This window comes from Streptomyces sp. NPDC006174, from assembly GCF_040614075.1.
Classification (GTDB): Bacteria; Actinomycetota; Actinomycetes; order Streptomycetales; family Streptomycetaceae; genus Streptomyces.
The window spans coordinates 92,902-109,685 of record NZ_JBEXTJ010000004.1 but is presented as its reverse complement, the minus strand read 5'-3'; the positions used below and the strand labels follow the sequence as shown (position 1 = coordinate 109,685).

The window sequence follows — 16,784 nt, the reverse complement described above, 5'->3', positions numbered from 1 at the left end:
AGGGGTGGGGGGAGGAAGAGGATCAGGGAGAGCGCTCTCCCTCTTGGGCGGGGTGCGCCCAGGAGGGAGAGCGCTCCGGGTGGGTCAGGTCAGGCGGCCACGCCGGTCAGCGCCGCAGCCGGTAGTTCTCGTCCAGAACGGATCCCCGGCCCGGGTTGTTCTGGTCGTATCCGCGGGGGTCGCACTGGAGACCGCCGACGACACAGTGGTCGACCATGGCCTTCAGCGTGGCGTCGTCCCAGGCGTTGAAGAAGTCGTAGTGGAAGGAGTGGCCGGTCCCGCTGGCCAGTCTCACTTTCGACATGTCTCCGTTGACCGGCCACGCCATCTTGAACTCGATCATCGGCAGGGCGACCGGGTGGCTCGCCGGGCAGACGTCCTGGTTGGCGCCCATCACGATCGGATAGGCCATGTGGGCCTTGTGGTCCGGGGTGTCCAGGTACTTCCCGTCCCAGCAACTGGGCGCCTGCATCCGCAGGTTGAGCTGAGTGTCCCGGCTGGTGGGGCAGGTCGCCGGGATGTCGTAGTTGCGGAAGCTCTCACCGCACTCGTACCCCTCGACCGTGCCGGGGTGGTCGCGGAACTGCTCCTTGGTCTGGGTCGGGCTGCCGACGACGAACCGCAGCCCCTTGGGGAAGGGCCGGACCGTGCGGTAGTCGGTGACGCCGGCCTTGTAGTAGATGACCTGCGGTCCGGTCGGGCGGATCTCCTGGTTGCCGTTGTAGAGGGTCGGCATCCAGTACGCGGAGAGGTCACCCGGCGCCAGGCAGGCCGTGCCGCCCGCACCGAGCGAGGCGGTGGTGCTGCTCGCGTTCGTGGTGTCGTTCCCCATGAACGTGTGGTCGTGCGACGCACCGGCCCGGCCGGGATAGACGATCGGGTCGTCCGGAGCGGTGTGGGTGACCGAACAGTTCGCCTGGAACTCGTGGAAGTAGCGGTGCGGCGGGATCTCCTGGGACGGTGTCACACCGGTGACCGGCGGATTCGCGGGAATGTAGCCGTCGCCGTCGGGGTCGTCCCCGAAGGCCACGGGCTTGGCGGGCGCCATCTTGTGCCCCTGCATCACATGCGCCGCAGCGGCCGGGGCGGCCGCGGACCGAGGGGCGGCGGCCGTGGTGGCCCCGGCGTTCGTGATCGCGGTGAGTCCCAGAGCCACCAGGGCCAGGGCGGTCGCCACGATCAGCGCGGACACCAGGGTCGTTCTGCTGAATCTTGTCGTCATGCGGACCTCCATGCCGCTCTGCATCCATGCACGTCGGGTGCACGGTGGGGGGAGAGTTGAGCTGGGCGGTGCAGCCGGGGAGAGGCTCCGCCCCTGTGCGTCCAGGAGGCCGGGAAACCGCCGGAGACTGACTGGGAGAGCGCTCTCCAAGGCGGTGTCAGTGTTGCGTCGAGGCTGAGAGGGTGTCAATAGCTCGTGAACGATGGGCCGCGCAAAGGGCGTTGAGGTAACGGGCGGATGCCACGGTGGATACCGGATTGCCCGGGAAGGGAGACCGTGACGCGCAGGAGCAACTGGCACACAGAAGCGGCCCCGCCCGTGGGCGGAGCCGCTGACGCACCTGTCGTACGTGATCACCGTCGGGAGTCGGCCGCCCCGCCGGACGGCCGACTCCCGCGGATCACGCGGTGTGCAGCCTCAGCCCGTACCGGTTGAGGATCTCGTTGATCGGCTGGTACCAGGTCTCGCCGCCGCTGGAGCAGTTGCCCCAGCCGCCCGAGGTGACGCCCTGGGCCTGGTCGCCGCTGATGAATGAGCCGCCGGAGTCGCCGCCTTGGGCGCAGACGCTGGTCTTGGTCATCTGGTGCACGGCACCCTGGCTGTAGTTGACGGTCTCGTTCTTGGCGAGGACGCGGCCGCAGTGCCAGCGGGTGGTGGAGCCGGACCGGCAGATCGAGGCGCCGATCGGGGCCTCGTTCGAGCCACGGACCAGCTGGTCCGGGACGGTGCCCCAGCCGAGGACGACCGGGACGGTCCACCAGCCGCTGCCGACGTTTACCCAGGCGTAGTCGTCACCGGGGAAGGACGAGCCCTGGAAGTTGCCGATGTAGGAGTTGTCCCAGCCGCGGACCTGCTGGCCGGTCCCGCCGCAGTGCCCGGCGGTGACGAAGCCGCCGTGGACGGAGAAGCCGATCGAGCAGCGGACGTTGCCGGTGTAGTACGGGTCGCCGCCGACGGTCCCGGCGGCGAAGGTCTGCGGGGCCTTCGCCGTCCGCTCCACCGTGACGGGCCCGGCCTTGCGGGCCTTGGCCACGAAGGCGCGGACATCGTTGTCACCGTGTGCGGACCCGACGACGTTCACGACGACCCTGCTGGTGGCGGGGTCGACGCGCCAACTGGCCACACCGTCCGGGGCGGTCAGCGCGTCGATGCGCTTCATGGTGGCGTCGAGCTGAGCGGCCGAGTGCTCGACGATCCGGGCCTGCGCGCCGGCGGCCCGTACGGCACCGGCCTTGCCGGCGTCGGTGACCGCCACGGTCAGCCTGCCGGTCGCGGGGTCGAACCAGGACCCGCCGTAGGCGGAGCCCGCGGCGCGCTGCGCCTTCGGTTCCAGGGCCGTCGCCGCCTTCTCGTCGGCCAGCCGCGTACGGGCCTGGGCCTCGGTGAGGCCGAGGTCGCGCTGCATGGCGGAGAGGAGGGCCGCCGAGGCGGGGAGTTCCGCGGCGGAGGTGGCGGAGTCGGTCGGGGCGGCGGTGGCGGTCGCCGGGCCGACGGCGGTCCAGGCACCGACGACCAGAAGCGCGGACAGGGCGGTCCGCAGGGCGGTTGCGTGTCTCAAGGGAGTGACCCTTCCTGTTGTTCCAACGACGTGGGGGTGGAACGGGAGGCATCCGGGAGCACATCCGGATCGAGACTTTGAGAGCGCTCTCAGATGCGTCGTCCCGGACTGTAGCGGAGTTCCATAGTCAGGTCCATGCCAATGACGGGAGGTGTGCGGAGGCGGTTCCGGCCGGCCGCGGAGGCGTTCCGTACCGGGTTTGAGTAGGCGTACTCATCCGGCGGAGCGGCGGCCGGCCCTACTGTCACAGGAACGCGGTGGAGCACCAGATGGAGGAGCGGACCATGGCCGGATCACGACGCAGGCGGTTGCGGACCGCCGCCACCTGTGTGCTGGCGGGTTCGCTGGTGGCGCTGCTCGGCGCGTGCGGGGTGGTCACCACGAAGGAGGACCGCCGAGCGGCGGAGGAACTGGCTGGCAAGCACCTTCCCGGTCAGCTCGAGGCCATCGGCGCACGCACCCTCTTTCCCGGTACGGGAGGCTCCGAGGTCACCTTCGCGGTGGCCGACGACCCAGATGCCGTGGTCCGGCTGCGCATCGACGCGGACAAGGGCACCTGCGACCGGAAGCCGTGCGCCGGAGTGCTGACGGAGGCGCTGGCGCGCGGCCGGGCCGACGCGGCGGCGTTCCGTACGCTGCGGGACGCGTTCGACACATGCGGCTACGAGGTCATCGCCCTGGGCCGGCCCGGCACACCGCCGTACGTGGTGGCCGAACTGACGAACGGCACGGTGGAGAAGGTCCTCGGCGACATCGGAGGCTGTGTCCAGCGGTGGGTCACCGCGAGCCCGGCCGACAGCCCGCTCGCGCAGGCGAAGGCCTCGTACGTGAACATCGTCTCCCCCGCCGTCGCCGCCGAGCGCGACCGCGGCAAGGACGCCTGGCCCACCGTGATGCGCCTGACCCGCGGCAACCTGCTCGGCTCACTCACCAAGCACACCTACCACTCGGCCAGTTACGACATCGAGGCGGGCCGGGTCGACACGGCGGGCCGCGCCCGCGTGGTCCGCCCGTTCAAGCAGAGCCAGGAGTTCGGCAGGACGGTGCGGAAGGCGGTGGCGGACGAGCTCCGCGCCACGTACCCGGACGTGGTCGTGAGCTCCTACCAGTGGGTGTGGCGCCTGGAGCCGGGCCGGGTCGACCGGCAGACCGGCTATCTGCTCTTCTGCCCGGAGCCGGACGAACGGGGACGCTGCGTCAACAGCGACGACGCGGTCCTGGTGACGACGGACGGGCGTGGCAACCCGGTGGAGAGAATCCGGGTCGTGCACGACGTGCGCGACGGCACGGGGACGCTCCGGCTGCCGCCGTACTAGGGTCGGTCGCGCGGGCCAGGGCAGCAGGACGCCGACAGCAAGGCGGCGGCCCGACGGCACGTCACATCCCGGCCACACCTGGTGGGACGACCAGGAGTGCCGCTCGCCTCGCGTGCCACCCGGCGGCACACCAGCCTCAACTCCCCCGCCCGGAACGGCCGGATCGCCGCCTGTCGCACCCGACGCCCCTTACGGACCCTTGCACTCATGGGGGACGCAGAGAACACCTCACCCTGCTCCGACGACGGTCCCGACCACCTCGACGACATCTTCCACGCCCTCCAGGAGGGCGCCACCGCGCCACGTCCTCCCGAGCCGCCCGACTGCCCGTACTGCGATCTCCGGCAGGACCGGTACCCGACGGCGTACACCGGACACTGGATCCTCCTCGAACCCCGCATCCGCGTTCCCGCCCACACCGTCCCGCCGCGCCTGCGGTGGATCGTCACCTCCGACGGGACCGCGCTGAACCTGTGGGACGCGGAACCGCTCCCCGGCACGCTGTGCCGTGTCCCCCACCGCATCGCCTGCCCCACCCTCCGGCCGGAGGACCACTGGCCCTGGATGACCGCTCTGCGGCACCACAACGGGCAGCGGGCGCAACGGCTGTTCAGCCTGCCGGAGGAGGATCTCCCGAACACCGGATGACCGTCGGCGCCGCTTCGCTCATGGAGGCCTCAGGGGGACAGCAGAGGCAGGCCGGCCGCGCGCCACAGGTCGCGGAACGGTCCGGTCTCCCGAGGCTCCTCTCCGGTCGTACGCCACACCCGTACCGCCGCTCCGTCCTCCTCCCCGCCGCCGCCGCTCAGAGCCGCCCAGCCCGGGTCACCGTTCGTGGCGAAGTCGGCCCAGGCGCCGGCCATGCGATGCGACAGCTCGTGGTCGGCCGGACCGGGCGGGCCGCCGGTCAGGAAGTGGAGGTTCTCCTCGTGGAGGTTCCCGAAGGCGAAGGGGATGTCCGCGCAGTGCCAGGCCCGGACCCGCCCGCCGTCCGCGCCGCGTCGGCGGTCGAAGCGGGAGAGGAAGGTACGTCCGCCGGTCCGGGCGTGGGCCTCGGCGAGCCTGGTGCTGTATTCGGCGAAGAGGAGGTCTCCGTACAGGGCCAGGTAGACGTCGAGCACCCGCGCCTGCGGCAGGCGGCTGCGGCAGGCGTGGACGAGCTCCGGAGGCAGCCCGAAGTCCGCGGCGAACGTGGCGAGTTGTCGTTCGGTGGTGACCTTGGCGCTGCTGCCCACGGCGTCCAGGAGCCAGTACTCCTCCGTCGCATGGCAGACCAGCAGCTCCACCTCCGCGCCCGCTCCGGCAGCCGCCGCCTCCAGTGGGTCGGACGGCAGGAGAACGCCGTCGACGACCGGACCGTAGATCGCCGGATCGTAGTGGCGCTGCCCGGAGCCCGGGTCCTGTCGGTACCGGTCGACGACCTGGTCGGACGCGCGCACCAGTGTTTGCGGTGGTGCGGCGAGCAGCCCGGCGCGGGTGGCGGGCACTCCGGCCGCGGCCGCGACCTCGGCGGTGGTGCGGGCGGCTCCGTCGAGCGTGGCGCAGGCGTTGACGGCGCTGTGCACGATGGCGCGGCGCAGCAGCCCGCGCGCCCGGTCGCTCACCATCAGGCAGGCCACGGAGGTGGCGCCGGAGGACTGTCCGGCCACGGTGACGCGCTCGGGCGAGCCACCGAAGGCGGCGATGTTGTCCCGTACCCACTCCAGAGCGGCGACCTGGTCGAGGAGGCCCCGGTTGTCGGGACAGGCAGGCTCCTCACCGTCGTCGGGAACGTGGCCGAACCCCTCAAAACCCAGGCGGTAGTTGAGCGTGACGACGACGAGTCCCCGGGCGGCGAGCGCGGTGCCGTCGAAGTCGGGCTGGGCGGAGGAGCCGAAGACGTATGCGCCGCCATGGATCCAGACGAGCACAGGCAGGCCCCCGGGCCCGTCCGCCGGTGCCCAGATGTTCAGCGTGAGGATGTCCTCGTCGCCGGGCGACCAGACCGGTGAGCCGGGCAGTTCGGCGGACTGCGGCGCCACGGGACCGAACGCGGTGCACTCCCGTACGCCGTCCGAGGGCTCCGCAGGACGCGGCTCCCGGAACCGGTCGGCGCCGAACGGCGGTGCTGCGTAAGGCAGTCCGCGTACGGTGACGATCCCCGGATCCCGCTCGGAGCGCCGGCCCCGTACCTGACCCGCCTCCGTGCTGAACACCTCCACGCCTCCCGCTCCCTCGCCCGGCTCCGCCCGCCCGGCGATCGGGTGCGCGGCCGGCAGCATGCCAGCGGGACCGCGCCGCGCACCACCACGTTTCCGCAGGTGAGCGGGGAGGGGCGGACGGTCTACCGGGCGATCAGTTCGCGGACGGTGGCCATGTCGCTGAAGGGCAGCAGTTCGTCACCGACGATCTGGTGGGGCTCGCTGCCCTTGCCCGCGATGAGCACGATGTCGGCCGGTCCCGCCGAGGCGAGGGCGGAGGCGATGGCCGCGCGGCGGTCCGTGAACCGTTCGAACGGCGTTCCGGTCGCCGCGATGCCCGGCGCGATCTGGTCGAGGATCGCCTCCGGGTCCTCGTACCGGGGATTGTCCGAGGTGAGGACGCACAGGTCGGAGTGGGTGCCGGCGATGGTGCCCATCTCCACGCGCTTGGTGGTGTCGCGGTCGCCGCCGCAGCCGAAGACAGTGATGACCCGGCCCTTGGCGTAGCCGCGGATCGTGGTCAGGACCTTGTTGAGGGAGTCCGGCGAGTGCGCGTAGTCCACGATCACCGAGGTGCCGCCGGGCAGGTGGAGGCGCTCGAAGCGGCCGGGGATCTGCGGCATGCGCTCCAGCGCGTCGACGAGCCCGGCCAGGCCGTGGCCGAGGAGGTGACAGGCGGCCACCGTCGCCAAGGCGTTGGAGACCGAGAACCTCCCGGGCGACGGGATGGCCGCCGGGTACTTCCGGCCGCCGTGGTGCAGGGTGAACCGGGTCCCCGAGGCGTCCACCGTCAGGTCGGTGGCACGGTAGTCTGCCGGGCCGTCCAGCGCGTAGGTGGTCACCGCGTCGGGCATCAGCTCCCGGATGCCGGCGCCGACCGGGTCGTCCGCGTTGACGACCGCGCGCCGGCACAGCCCTTGGAAGAGGCGGAGTTTGGCGTCCCGGTAGTGCTCCATGGTGCCGTGGTCGTCGAGGTGGTCCTGCGACAGGTTGGTGAAGACGCCCACGTCGATGAAGGTTTGGTCCAGACGGTGGGTCAGCAGGCCCATCGAGGTGGCCTCCAGGACGACGCTGCCGGCCGCGCTGTCGCGCATGCGGCTCAGCAGGTACTGGAGGTCGGGTGATTCGGGGGTGGAGAGGGCCGAGGGCGGCATCGGGACCGGTTCGTCCCCGATCCGGCTCCCCGCCGTGCCGATCACCCCGACCCTGGCGCCCTCGGCGAGCCGCAGGACCGACTCGACCATGTACGAGACCGAGGTCTTGCCGTTGGTCCCGGTGATGGCGATCAGGTCCATCGCGCGGCCCGGCTCACCGAAGTAACGCGAGGCGATGACGGCCGCGGCCTTGCGGGTGTCCGGCACCCGGATCACGCACACGTCGCCCGCCGCCACAGAGAGGGGTGGAGCCTGGGCGTCCACGACGACGGCCGCCGCGCCGCGGGCGACGGCCGGTGCGACGGCCTCCGGACCGCCGGCCGCGTGGCCGGGTACCGCGACGAAGACGCAGCCGGGCGTGACCCGGTCCGCGTCGAACGTCGTGCCGGCCGTGATCCTGGTGCGCTCGGGGCTTCCCTGCAGCACGTGGTGGTCCTGCCCGGCCAGTAGGTCGCTCAGCTTCACGATGGTCCCTTCGAATGCGGCTCGGCCCGTCTCTGCGGCCGTCGCCGGGCGGCGGCACGGGCGGTGCGCCGTGTGCCGCGTGATGCGTGATGCGTGATGCGTGATGCGTGATGCGTGACGTGATCAGTTGTGGTGGGTGCGATCAGTCGTACGTGGTGGTGGGAGCCGGTGGCCGAGGCGCGGGTCAAGCGCGCGCCGGGGAGCGACAGCCCTTCCGGCACCGGGAGGCCGGAGTCGTTCGTTAGATGGGGCGGCGGACCGGGTAGTCCGGCCCAGGCTTGTGGACGCCGGAGGCCGCTAGCCGTGGCCGCGCAGCGCGGTACGGCCCGTTCCGGGCGCCGCGTCGGCGGGGGCCGGTGCGGCGGCGGGGGCCGCGACCGGGGGCAGCGCGGAGGAGGCCCGGTGCGGGCTCTTCCCCAGTTCGGCGCTACGACCCATGAGCCGAGTGTACGTCCCGCCCCGGCTCGCCCCGGCCCACCCGGAGCAGGCAGGGGCACGTCAGGGCCGGTGCGGCGCCGTTCCGGACGGCGTGCGCGCAGGTTCTTGCCGGAAGCCCTGTGTTCCGGCTCCCGCCCTCGTACGGCAGGGCCGTGACCTCCGCACAGACCCGTCGGCGCACCACGGCGGAGCGCCGGATTCCGATCTTCCCTTTGCGGCCGGAGCGGGACCGGAGTGGAATTGCGTACAGGGGACAGTGGTTCTCCCGAGGAAAGGATGCGCCATGAGCGACACCGACTGGGGGGACGACGTCTACCAACCCCAGGAGCCGGAGGCTTCCGACCCCGACGAACAGCTCGGTTCCGAGGACACGCTGCTCGACCCCTCCGGCACCGGCGACCCTCTGGACGAGGGCTACTCACCGCCGGACCGGCCCTGGGTGGTCGAGGGCCTCGGCACGACGGCCGCCGAAGGTCATACCGGTGAGTCACTGGAGACCCGGCTGACCAGGGAAGTTCCCGAGACGCCCGGTTTCACCGGCGACGGCGTGGGCGATCTGGTGGGCGGGGACGGCGAGCTGTGGGACGGCAAGGTCGGCGTCGCCCGCGCCGGCCGGCTGACCCAGCAGGCCGACGGCAGTGTCCCGGTAACGCTCACCGCCAGCGATGTGGGCATCGACGGCGCGGCGGCGTCGGCCGAGGAAGCGGCGATGCATGTGCTTCCCGAGGTCGGGGACGACGAGACGCTGCTGGACGGTTCGCTGCCGGACGGTGCGTCCGTCGACGGCGCTGCGGCTCGTGGATCGCGCTCCGACGGTGCTTCCGGCGGCCGTACGGCCGCCGACGGCTCGGCCGCCGACGACTCCTGAACGCCGCCGTCCCCCACCCCGTACTCCCCTGTCCGAACGAACACCCCGGAACCGCAGGAGCACAGATGAGCGGCACTGCCCAGATCGGCGTCACCGGACTCGCGGTGATGGGCCGCAACCTGGCCCGGAACTTCGCCCGCAACGGCTTCACCGTCGCCGTGCACAACCGCACGGGCTCACGGACGGACACGCTGGTGAAGGAGTTCGGCGACGAGGGCACGTTCGTCGCCGCGCACACGCCCGAGGAGTTCGTCGCCGCTCTGGAGCGGCCCCGGCGGCTGGTCATCATGGTGAAGGCCGGTGATCCCACGGACGCGGTGATCCAGGAGTTCGCACCGCTCCTGGAGGACGGCGACGTCATCATCGACGGCGGCAACGCCCACTTCGAGGACACCCGCCGCCGCGAGAAGGAGCTGCGGGAGCGTGGGATCCACTTCGTCGGCGCGGGCGTCTCCGGCGGCGAGGAGGGCGCGCTCCACGGTCCGAGCATCATGCCGGGCGGATCGGCGGAGTCCTACGAGTCGCTCGGCCCGATGCTGGAGAGGATCGCCGCCAAGGCGAAGGACGGCACGCCGTGCACCGCGCACATCGGTCCTGACGGGGCCGGGCACTTCGTGAAGATGGTGCACAACGGCATCGAGTACGCGGACATGCAGCTGATCGCCGAGGCGTACGACCTGCTGCGCAGGATCGCCGGGTACTCACCGGCGCAGATCGCCGACACCTTCCGGAGCTGGAACACCGGGCGGCTGGACTCGTACCTCATCGAGATCACCGCCGAGGTCCTGGCCCATACGGACGAGGCTTCCGGCAAGCCGTTCGTCGACGTCGTGCAGGACCGCGCGGAGCAGAAGGGCACCGGGCGGTGGACGGTGCAGATCGCGCTGGACCTGGGCGTTCCGGTCTCCGGGATCGCGGAGGCCGTCTTCGCCCGCTCGCTCTCGGGCCACGCGGACCTGCGCGAGGCGTCACGGGAGCTGCCGGGGCCGGTGGCGGAGCCGCTGGAGGGTGCGGAGGCGGCGGCGTTCGCGGACCGGGTCGAGCAGGCCCTGTATGCCTCGAAGATCGTCTCGTACACGCAGGGCTTCCACCAGATCCGGGCCGGCAGCGAGGCGTACGACTGGTCCATCGACCTCGGTTCGGTGGCGGCGATCTGGCGTGCGGGCTGCATCATCCGCGCGGCGTTCCTGGACCGCATCCGGGCCGCCTACGACGCGCAGCCGGAGCTGGTGAGCCTGCTGTCGGACGAGGAGTTCGGGCGCGAGATCGGAGCGGCGCAGGACGACTGGCGCGCGGTGGTGGCGGAGGCGGCGCGCCAGGGCGTGCCGACGCCTGGTTTCGCCGCCGCGCTGTCGTACTACGACGGCCTGCGCGCGGACCGGCTGCCGGCGGCGCTCACGCAGGGACAGCGGGACTTCTTCGGGGCGCACACCTACCGGCGTACGGACCGGGAGGGCTCGTTCCACACGTTGTGGGGCGGGGACCGGTCCGAGGTCGACGCGGGCTGAACCGGTTGATAGGTGACCTGGGCGGCCCTCCCTCGCCCGGGTCACCCCGGGTGCGGCCTCCCGGCGGGCGTGGCTGAGTGGGGTGCGAGCCCTGTTCACGTGGTCCCGGCGACCGCCGGAGTGTCACGTGGCGTCCCCGATGCCTGGAGCACGCGCATGCCCGACGCCGTCCCCGATCCCGTCGCGGTCCAGCCGGTCGTGGCTCCGCTGACCAGCGCGGCGCTCTTCCTGGTCGGCACGATCGAGCCGGGCGGCGAGGACGCCGTACGGGAGGTGCTGCCGGATCTGGCGGCCGTCGCCCGATCGCTCGGCTTCCGCTATCCGGACGCCGGTCTGGCCTGCGTGGCGGGTTTCGGCTCCGCCGCCTGGGACCGCCTGTTCGGCGGCGGGCGGCCCGCTCACCTCCATCCGTTCCAGGAGCTGCGCGGCCGGCTCCACCACGCTCCGGCGACGCCGGGCGATGTGCTGCTGCACATCCGGGCCGAGCGGATGGACGTCTGCTTCGCGTGGGCGGCACAGCTGCTCACCAAGCTCGGCGGTGCGCTGCGGATCGTGGACGAGACGCACGGCTTCCGCTACCTCGACCACCGGGACCTGCTCGGCTTCGTGGACGGTACGGAGAACCCGGTGGGCGACGACGCCCGCGCGGCCGCGATCGTCGGCGCGGAGGACCCGGAGTTCGAAGGCGGCAGCTATGTCGTCGTACAGAAGTACCTGCACGACCTGACCTCCTGGAACGCGCTCTCCGTGGAGGAGCAGGAACGGGTCATCGGGCGCACGAAGCTTGACGACGTGGAGTTCCCGGACGACCAGAAGCCCGCCGACTCGCACCTCGCGCTCAACACGATCACCGACCCGGACGGCACCGAGCGCGACATCCTGCGGGCGAACATGCCGTTCGGGAACTTCGGTCAGGGCGAGTTCGGCACGTACTTCATCGGGTACGCGGCCGATCCGGACGTGACCGAGCGCATGCTCCGCAACATGTTCCTCGGCGACCCGGCCGGTACGCACGACCGCATCCTCGACTTCTCCACGGCGGTCACCGGAAGCCTGTTCTTCGCTCCTCGCGCCGAGTTCCTCGACGACCCGCCGCCCCCGCCCGCCCTGATCCAGTCCGGGGACCGGCCGGAACCGGTGTCCGCACCGGTCCGGCAGGAGCCCGTCGCGGCCGGGCCGGACCATGGTTCGCTGCGCATCGGCAGCCTGCAGGAAAGCGCCCAGTGATGAACAATCTGCACCGCGAACTCGCACCGGTCACTCCTGCCGCCTGGGACGAGATCGAGGAGGAGGCCCGGCGGACGTTCCGCCGCCATGTCGCGGGCCGCCGCGTCGTCGACGTCTCCGATCCGGACGGCCCCACGCTGGCCGCGGTCGGTGACGGCCATCTGCGCGACATCGACCCGCCGACGCCGGACGTGGTGGCCCGCGCGCGTACGTCGATGCCGGTCATCGAGTGGCGGGTGCCGTTCACGGTGTCGCGGCAGGCGGTGGACGACGTGGAGCGCGGCTCGGCCGACAGCGACTGGCAGCCCGTCAAGGACGCGGCCCGTACCTGCGCGTACGCCGAGGACATGGCGGTCATCGACGGCTACGCGGCGGCCGGGATCACCGGTCTGCGCGACGGCTCCTCGCACGACCCGTTGCCGCTGCCCGCCGACGCGCGGGACTATCCGGTGGCGGTCAGCCAGGCGGTGACGCGGCTGCGGCTGGCCGGCGTCGACGGACCGTACCGGCTGCTGCTCGGCGCGGACGCGTTCACCGAGGCCGCCGAGACGTCCGACCACGGGTATCCGGTCAAGACCCACCTCAGCCGTATCGTGGACGACGAGATCCTCTGGGCGCCGGCGGTCAGGGGCGGGGTGCTGCTCTCGGCCCGTGGCGGCGACTTCGAACTCTGCCTGGGCCAGGATCTGTCGATCGGGTACGCGGACCATGACGCCACCGGCGTCCACCTCTACTTCCGGCAGGCGTTCACCTTCCGGATGCTGACGCCGGAGGCGGTGGTCGGACTCATCGCCTGAGCGGCGGAGCGCTCCCGAGCCGTCCGCCGAAAAGCCGAGGAACAGAGGAGCCGAGACCTGTGGGGGCAGCCATCACCGACTCCGGCCGTACGACACAGACATCCGCACCATCCTTCGCGCGCCCGGCCGTCCGCTTCGACGCGGCCCGTCCGGGCGGCCGTCGGGCAGGGGGTGCTCAGCGAGTCGCGGCCGGTGGCCGGGTTCGTCGACACGGACGGGGTGCGCTCGTCCGTCGCCGAGCTGCGGGAGGCGTTCGCCCACAGCCCCGGCGTGCTGCACACCTTCGCGGCCAAGGCCTCCTCGCTCGTGCCGGTCCTGCGGCTGCTCGCCGACTGCGGGATGGGGTGCGAGGTGGCGAGCCCGGGCGAGCTGCGGCTCGCCGTCGAGGCCGGTTTCGCACCGGCGACGATCGTCCTGGACTCCCCCGCCAAGACCCGTGAGGAGATCCGCCTGGCGCTCGCCCTCGGGGTGGCCGTCAACGCCGACAGCATCGCCGAGCTCCACCGTATCGACGCACTGCGGCACCGGGACGCTCCCTCCGTCCTCGGGCTGCGGGTCAATCCGCAGGTGGGCGGCGGGGCGATCGGCCCGATGTCCACGGCGACGGACACCTCGAAGTTCGGCGTCGCGCTGCGCGACCCGGGTGCCCGAGAGGCGGTCGTACAAGCCTTCCAGGCGCGTCCGTGGCTGACCCGTCTGCACGCCCATGTCGGCTCCCAGGGCTGCCCGTTGGAGCTGATCGCGGCGGGCGTGGCACGCACGTACGAGCTGGCCGAGGAGATCAACGAACGCCTCGGCACCCGCCAGGTGACCAGCCTGGACATCGGCGGCGGGCTCCCGGTCAACTTCACGGACGACACCACGCAACCGACCTACTCCGCGTACGTGGACGCGCTGACGGCGGCCGCTCCGGGCCTCTTCTCCGGCCGGTACGGACTCGTGACGGAGTTCGGCCGGTCGCTGCTGGCGAAGAACGGCTTCATCGGGGCGCGGGTGGAGTACACGAAGGACGCGGGCGGCCGCCGGATCGCGCTCACCCACGCAGGAGCGCAGACCGCCACCCGTACCGTCTTCATGCCCGACTCCTGGCCGCTGCGGATCGGAGCGTTCACCGCGGACGGCGCTCCCAGGGGAGGTCCGGAGCTGGCGCAGGACATCGCGGGGCCGTGCTGCTTCGCGGGCGATGTGGTGGCGCACGGCCGGAAGCTGCCGGAGCTGGCCGAGGGCGACTTCGTGGTGCTGTACGACACGGGGGCGTATTACTTCTCCACGCCGTGGGCGTACAACAGCCTGCCGCGCCCGGCGGTGTACGGGTTCCGCTCCTCGGCGCCGGACGGCGAGGTGGTGTTCGCGACGGTGCGGGAGGCGCAGACGATGGACGCGATCGCCGCGGAGAGCGGCCTGGCGTACGCGGACGCGCTGAGGACGCTGGGCTGAGTGGGGTCTCCGTACGTACGGAGACCCCACTGCCCCTTACGCCTCTACGACCCGGCGGGCTCGGGCTGCGGCTCCGGGTCCGGTACGGGGTCGGGGCCGGGCGCCGGCGGGATCGGGTCCGGGGCCGGGCCGGGCGGCACCGGCGCGGGACCCGGCGGCACGGGCGGCGGGCTCGGCACAGGTGTCGGCGGACCCGGCACGGGCGGAGGCGTCGGCGACGGCGGTACGGGGTCGGGGTACGGGTGGGTCATTTCGATCCTCCACAACGGCACGAAACGGACAGATGGAGCTTTCCTCCACCGTCTCCCGGTGCGGCTGCCCGCGCCTGTCGAGTCCACACGTGCGACGTGTGAGGGAGTACGGATTCCGGGTCGGCCGAGTCGGCCCACGCGGGTATCCTGCTGCGGCAGTTGCAGGTCACGGGGACGGGACAGACACGGGTGGACCCGGGGTGTGAGGCTCCGGCCCCACCGGACCGACAGGAAGGCGTCCACCATGTCCCTGCCGAGCGTGCTCGCCGTCCACGCCCACCCGGACGACGAGTCCCTCTTCTCGGGCGGCGTACTGGCCCGGCACGCGGCGGCCGGCGCGCGGACGGCGGTGGTCACCGCGACCTGGGTGGAGGGAAGCCACCGGGCCGCCGAGCTCACACGGGCCCTGGAGATCCTGGGCGCGGGAGCGCCCCGGCTCCTCGGCTACGCGGACGCGCGCGTACCGGAGTCGGCCCCTGGCCGGCCCCGGTTCATGGACGCGCCACTGGACGAGGCGGTAGGCGCCGTGGTGGCCCACATCCGCGCTGTCCGGCCGCAGGTGGTGGTCGCGCCGGACGCCTACGGAGGCATGACCGGCCACCCCGACCACGTACACGCCCACCGCGTCACCGCTCTGGCCGTCCGGGCGGCGGGACTGGCCCGGCTCTTCCCGGAGGCCGGTGAACCGTGGCAGCCGAGCGCCCTCTACCTGGCCACGCACCCGCGTTCGGCCGCCGAGGAGGTGGGCAGGCGTCTGGGCCGGCCGGGCACGCCCACCGACGCGTTCCACGTCTCGGACGACGCGTGGATCACCACGACGGTCGATGTCGCGCCCTGGCTCCCGCAGAAGCTCGCGGCGATCCTCGCCCACCGCAGCGAGGTGGAACGAGGCGCCGCACCGGGCCGGATCGCCGCTCTGCCGCCGGAGGTTCAGCACCAGGTGCTGAGCACCGAGTGGTACATCCGCCAGGACCTCTCACCCCGGGGCGCGGCGGACACGTCTTTGACCGCGTGAGGCGACGGGCGCCCGCCGCTCCTCAGAACAGCTCGGGATGGTCCTTGAGCTGCCGCCGCGCCTCCCGTACGAGCTCCTCCGGAGCCGCGGGCGCCTCGTCCGGATGGCGCCGCGCCCACTTCGCCGCGTACGGGCACAGCGGCACGACGGGGACGCCCTCCTGCGCGGCGAGGCCGTAGAACTTCCGGACGAGCGCACCGGCGATGCCCTGGCCCTCGTGCTCGGGCCGGACCACCGTATGGACGGCCACGAGCGCGCCCGGAGCGGGCTCCATGACGAAGTAGGCGATCGTCCCGGCGACCTTCCCGTCCACCTGGGCCGTGAGCGTGCCGCGCTCCCGGTCGTCGCTGATCTCTACAGCAGCGTTCTCCGTCATGGGCCTCTGCTCTCCTCGTTCCGTGGGACTCGTTCCGTGGGACTCGTTCCGTGGGACTCGTTCCGTGGGACTCGTTCCGTACGGATCGTTCCGTGGGACTCGTTCCGTTGGGTGCGGACGGCCGTGTCAGCCGCCCGCGACCACCGCCTGCGGGCTCCGCTCCGCACGGCTCCTGGGCACCGGCGCCGACGCGTCGCTGCCGAGCGCCACGATCCGGTTGTCCGCGTCGACGTGGACGACCTTCGGCGTGAGCGCGCGGGCCTCCGCGTCCTCGACCTGGGCGTAACTGATCAGGATGACCAAGTCACCGGGGTGCACGAGGTGTGCGGCGGCGCCGTTGATCCCGATGACACCGGAGCCGCGCTCGCCTTCGATGACGTACGTCTCCAAGCGGGCGCCGTTGTCGATGTCAACGATATGGACCAGCTCGCCGGGCAGCAGGTCGGCGGCGTCCATCATGTCGGCGTCGATCGTCACGGAACCGACGTAATGCAGGTCGGCCTGGGTGACGGTGGCTCGGTGGATCTTGGACTTGAACATGGTGCGCAGCATTCAGGACTCCTCCGAGATGGCTCCCTGCCTGCTTTGTGCAGGTCAAGGGCGGCCTCGACCTTACACCGGCACACGCCGAACGATGTTTGTGAAGAACATCGCTACGGTCCACGGAACGCGGCCCCTCTGGATCCGGTGCCGCACGCCGCGGATCTCCTCGTCCACCCGGTCTCGATCCCCGAACCGGCCGGGGGTCAGCTCTGAACCGGGAGCCCACCCCGCTCCTGGCCGCATGATCCCGTGGCTCCTCCGCCCCGGCGAGGTGTGCGAATCCAGGCGGTCCACACAGCCAGTCTCCTCACTTGCCGCATTCGTCACTCGTGACACATCGAAAAGAAGTCAGCAGCGACTGCCGTACGGAGTTTTCCAGCCAATATTGTGCTGCACACCGGGACGAACCGGGCACATAACCGCCGAAAC

16 protein-coding genes are annotated in these 16,784 nt (G+C 71.9%); 8 read left to right on the top strand and 8 right to left on the bottom strand.

The features are described from left to right. Positions 1-106: 106 nt before the first annotated feature. Together ABZ267_RS10455 and ABZ267_RS10450 are read right to left on the bottom strand one after the other, a co-directional pair. Complete coding sequence (locus tag ABZ267_RS10455) at positions 107-1,222, bottom strand: DUF1996 domain-containing protein (RefSeq protein WP_356753569.1); 1,116 nt, start codon at positions 1,220-1,222, stop codon at positions 107-109. A 400-nt stretch (positions 1,223-1,622) separates the two neighbouring features. Further along, positions 1,623-2,780 carry a S1 family peptidase gene (locus tag ABZ267_RS10450; protein ID WP_356753567.1) on the bottom strand — a complete coding sequence of 386 codons (1,158 nt, stop codon included), beginning with the start codon at positions 2,778-2,780 and terminating at the stop codon, positions 1,623-1,625. A gap of 284 nt (positions 2,781-3,064) precedes the next feature. On the opposite strand from ABZ267_RS10450, the gene ABZ267_RS10445 reads away from it, so the two are divergent. Together ABZ267_RS10445 and ABZ267_RS10440 are read left to right on the top strand one after the other, a co-directional pair. Further along, positions 3,065-4,096: a hypothetical protein gene (locus ABZ267_RS10445; RefSeq protein ID WP_356753565.1), complete on the top strand. Its 1,032-nt coding sequence runs from the start codon at positions 3,065-3,067 to the stop codon at positions 4,094-4,096. Positions 4,097-4,303: 207 nt separating this feature from the next. Next, entirely contained in the window at positions 4,304-4,744 is a 441-nt protein-coding gene (locus ABZ267_RS10440; protein ID WP_356753563.1) for a DUF6083 domain-containing protein, read from the top strand. A 29-nt stretch (positions 4,745-4,773) separates the two neighbouring features. On the opposite strand, the gene ABZ267_RS10435 is transcribed toward ABZ267_RS10440, so the two are convergent. The 3 genes from ABZ267_RS10435 to ABZ267_RS10425 all read right to left on the bottom strand — a co-directional run bounded on the left by ABZ267_RS10435 (position 4,774) and on the right by ABZ267_RS10425 (position 8,333). Beyond that, positions 4,774-6,297 (bottom strand): carboxylesterase family protein, encoded by a 1,524-nt coding sequence (locus tag ABZ267_RS10435; protein WP_356753561.1) that lies wholly within the window; start codon positions 6,295-6,297, stop codon positions 4,774-4,776. Positions 6,298-6,419: 122 nt separating this feature from the next. Next, positions 6,420-7,895 carry a UDP-N-acetylmuramoyl-L-alanyl-D-glutamate--2,6-diaminopimelate ligase gene (locus tag ABZ267_RS10430; protein WP_356753559.1) on the bottom strand — a complete coding sequence of 492 codons (1,476 nt, stop codon included), beginning with the start codon at positions 7,893-7,895 and terminating at the stop codon, positions 6,420-6,422. A 297-nt stretch (positions 7,896-8,192) separates the two neighbouring features. Then, the gene (locus ABZ267_RS10425; RefSeq protein WP_356753557.1) at positions 8,193-8,333 is read right to left on the bottom strand and encodes a hypothetical protein; all 141 of its coding nucleotides are present in this window, start codon (positions 8,331-8,333) and stop codon (positions 8,193-8,195) included. Between the two features lie 283 nt (positions 8,334-8,616). Between ABZ267_RS10425 and ABZ267_RS10420 the strand changes: the two genes are divergently transcribed. The 5 genes from ABZ267_RS10420 (at position 8,617) to ABZ267_RS10400 (ending at position 14,170) form a co-directional block, all read left to right on the top strand. Continuing rightward, positions 8,617-9,201: a DUF5709 domain-containing protein gene (locus ABZ267_RS10420; protein WP_356753555.1), complete on the top strand. Its 585-nt coding sequence runs from the start codon at positions 8,617-8,619 to the stop codon at positions 9,199-9,201. 65 nt (positions 9,202-9,266) lie between these two features. Further along, positions 9,267-10,709 carry an NADP-dependent phosphogluconate dehydrogenase gene (gndA, locus tag ABZ267_RS10415; protein WP_356753553.1) on the top strand — a complete coding sequence of 481 codons (1,443 nt, stop codon included), beginning with the start codon at positions 9,267-9,269 and terminating at the stop codon, positions 10,707-10,709. 156 nt (positions 10,710-10,865) lie between these two features. Beyond that, the gene (locus ABZ267_RS10410) at positions 10,866-11,936 is read left to right on the top strand and encodes a Dyp-type peroxidase (protein ID WP_356753551.1); all 1,071 of its coding nucleotides are present in this window, start codon (positions 10,866-10,868) and stop codon (positions 11,934-11,936) included. After that, on the top strand, positions 11,936-12,733 hold the full coding sequence (locus ABZ267_RS10405) for a family 1 encapsulin nanocompartment shell protein (RefSeq protein ID WP_356753549.1): 798 nt from the start codon (positions 11,936-11,938) through the stop codon (positions 12,731-12,733). The genes ABZ267_RS10410 and ABZ267_RS10405 overlap by 1 nt, the downstream gene beginning before the upstream one ends. 57 nt (positions 12,734-12,790) lie before the next feature. Further along, positions 12,791-14,170: a diaminopimelate decarboxylase gene (locus tag ABZ267_RS10400; protein ID WP_356753695.1), complete on the top strand. Its 1,380-nt coding sequence runs from the start codon at positions 12,791-12,793 to the stop codon at positions 14,168-14,170. A gap of 44 nt (positions 14,171-14,214) precedes the next feature. Here ABZ267_RS10400 and ABZ267_RS10395 read toward each other — a convergent pair whose 3' ends face one another. After that, positions 14,215-14,421 (bottom strand): hypothetical protein, encoded by a 207-nt coding sequence (locus tag ABZ267_RS10395; protein ID WP_356753547.1) that lies wholly within the window; start codon positions 14,419-14,421, stop codon positions 14,215-14,217. A 244-nt stretch (positions 14,422-14,665) separates the two neighbouring features. Here ABZ267_RS10395 and ABZ267_RS10390 point away from each other — a divergent pair, with 244 nt between their 5' ends. Next, positions 14,666-15,436 carry a PIG-L family deacetylase gene (locus tag ABZ267_RS10390; protein WP_356753545.1) on the top strand — a complete coding sequence of 257 codons (771 nt, stop codon included), beginning with the start codon at positions 14,666-14,668 and terminating at the stop codon, positions 15,434-15,436. Between the two features lie 22 nt (positions 15,437-15,458). Here ABZ267_RS10390 and ABZ267_RS10385 read toward each other — a convergent pair whose 3' ends face one another. Both ABZ267_RS10385 and panD read right to left on the bottom strand, forming a co-directional pair. Beyond that, the gene (locus tag ABZ267_RS10385; RefSeq protein WP_356753543.1) at positions 15,459-15,812 is read right to left on the bottom strand and encodes a GNAT family N-acetyltransferase; all 354 of its coding nucleotides are present in this window, start codon (positions 15,810-15,812) and stop codon (positions 15,459-15,461) included. Between the two features lie 126 nt (positions 15,813-15,938). Further along, complete coding sequence (gene panD, locus ABZ267_RS10380) at positions 15,939-16,364, bottom strand: aspartate 1-decarboxylase (RefSeq protein ID WP_356753541.1); 426 nt, start codon at positions 16,362-16,364, stop codon at positions 15,939-15,941. Positions 16,365-16,784 lie beyond the last annotated feature (420 nt).

Coding starts and splice junctions, on each gene's coding strand:
- ABZ267_RS10455 (WP_356753569.1), bottom strand. CDS start 1,222: ATGACGACAAGATTCAGCAGAACGACCCTGGTGTCCGCGCTGATCGTG.
- ABZ267_RS10445 (WP_356753565.1), top strand. CDS start 3,065: ATGGCCGGATCACGACGCAGGCGGTTGCGGACCGCCGCCACCTGTGTG.
- ABZ267_RS10440 (WP_356753563.1), top strand. CDS start 4,304: ATGGGGGACGCAGAGAACACCTCACCCTGCTCCGACGACGGTCCCGAC.
- ABZ267_RS10425 (WP_356753557.1), bottom strand. CDS start 8,333: ATGGGTCGTAGCGCCGAACTGGGGAAGAGCCCGCACCGGGCCTCCTCC.
- ABZ267_RS10420 (WP_356753555.1), top strand. CDS start 8,617: ATGAGCGACACCGACTGGGGGGACGACGTCTACCAACCCCAGGAGCCG.
- gndA (WP_356753553.1), top strand. CDS start 9,267: ATGAGCGGCACTGCCCAGATCGGCGTCACCGGACTCGCGGTGATGGGC.
- ABZ267_RS10410 (WP_356753551.1), top strand. CDS start 10,866: ATGCCCGACGCCGTCCCCGATCCCGTCGCGGTCCAGCCGGTCGTGGCT.
- ABZ267_RS10405 (WP_356753549.1), top strand. CDS start 11,936: ATGAACAATCTGCACCGCGAACTCGCACCGGTCACTCCTGCCGCCTGG.
- ABZ267_RS10395 (WP_356753547.1), bottom strand. CDS start 14,421: ATGACCCACCCGTACCCCGACCCCGTACCGCCGTCGCCGACGCCTCCG.
- ABZ267_RS10390 (WP_356753545.1), top strand. CDS start 14,666: ATGTCCCTGCCGAGCGTGCTCGCCGTCCACGCCCACCCGGACGACGAG.
- ABZ267_RS10385 (WP_356753543.1), bottom strand. CDS start 15,812: ATGACGGAGAACGCTGCTGTAGAGATCAGCGACGACCGGGAGCGCGGC.
- panD (WP_356753541.1), bottom strand. CDS start 16,364: ATGCTGCGCACCATGTTCAAGTCCAAGATCCACCGAGCCACCGTCACC.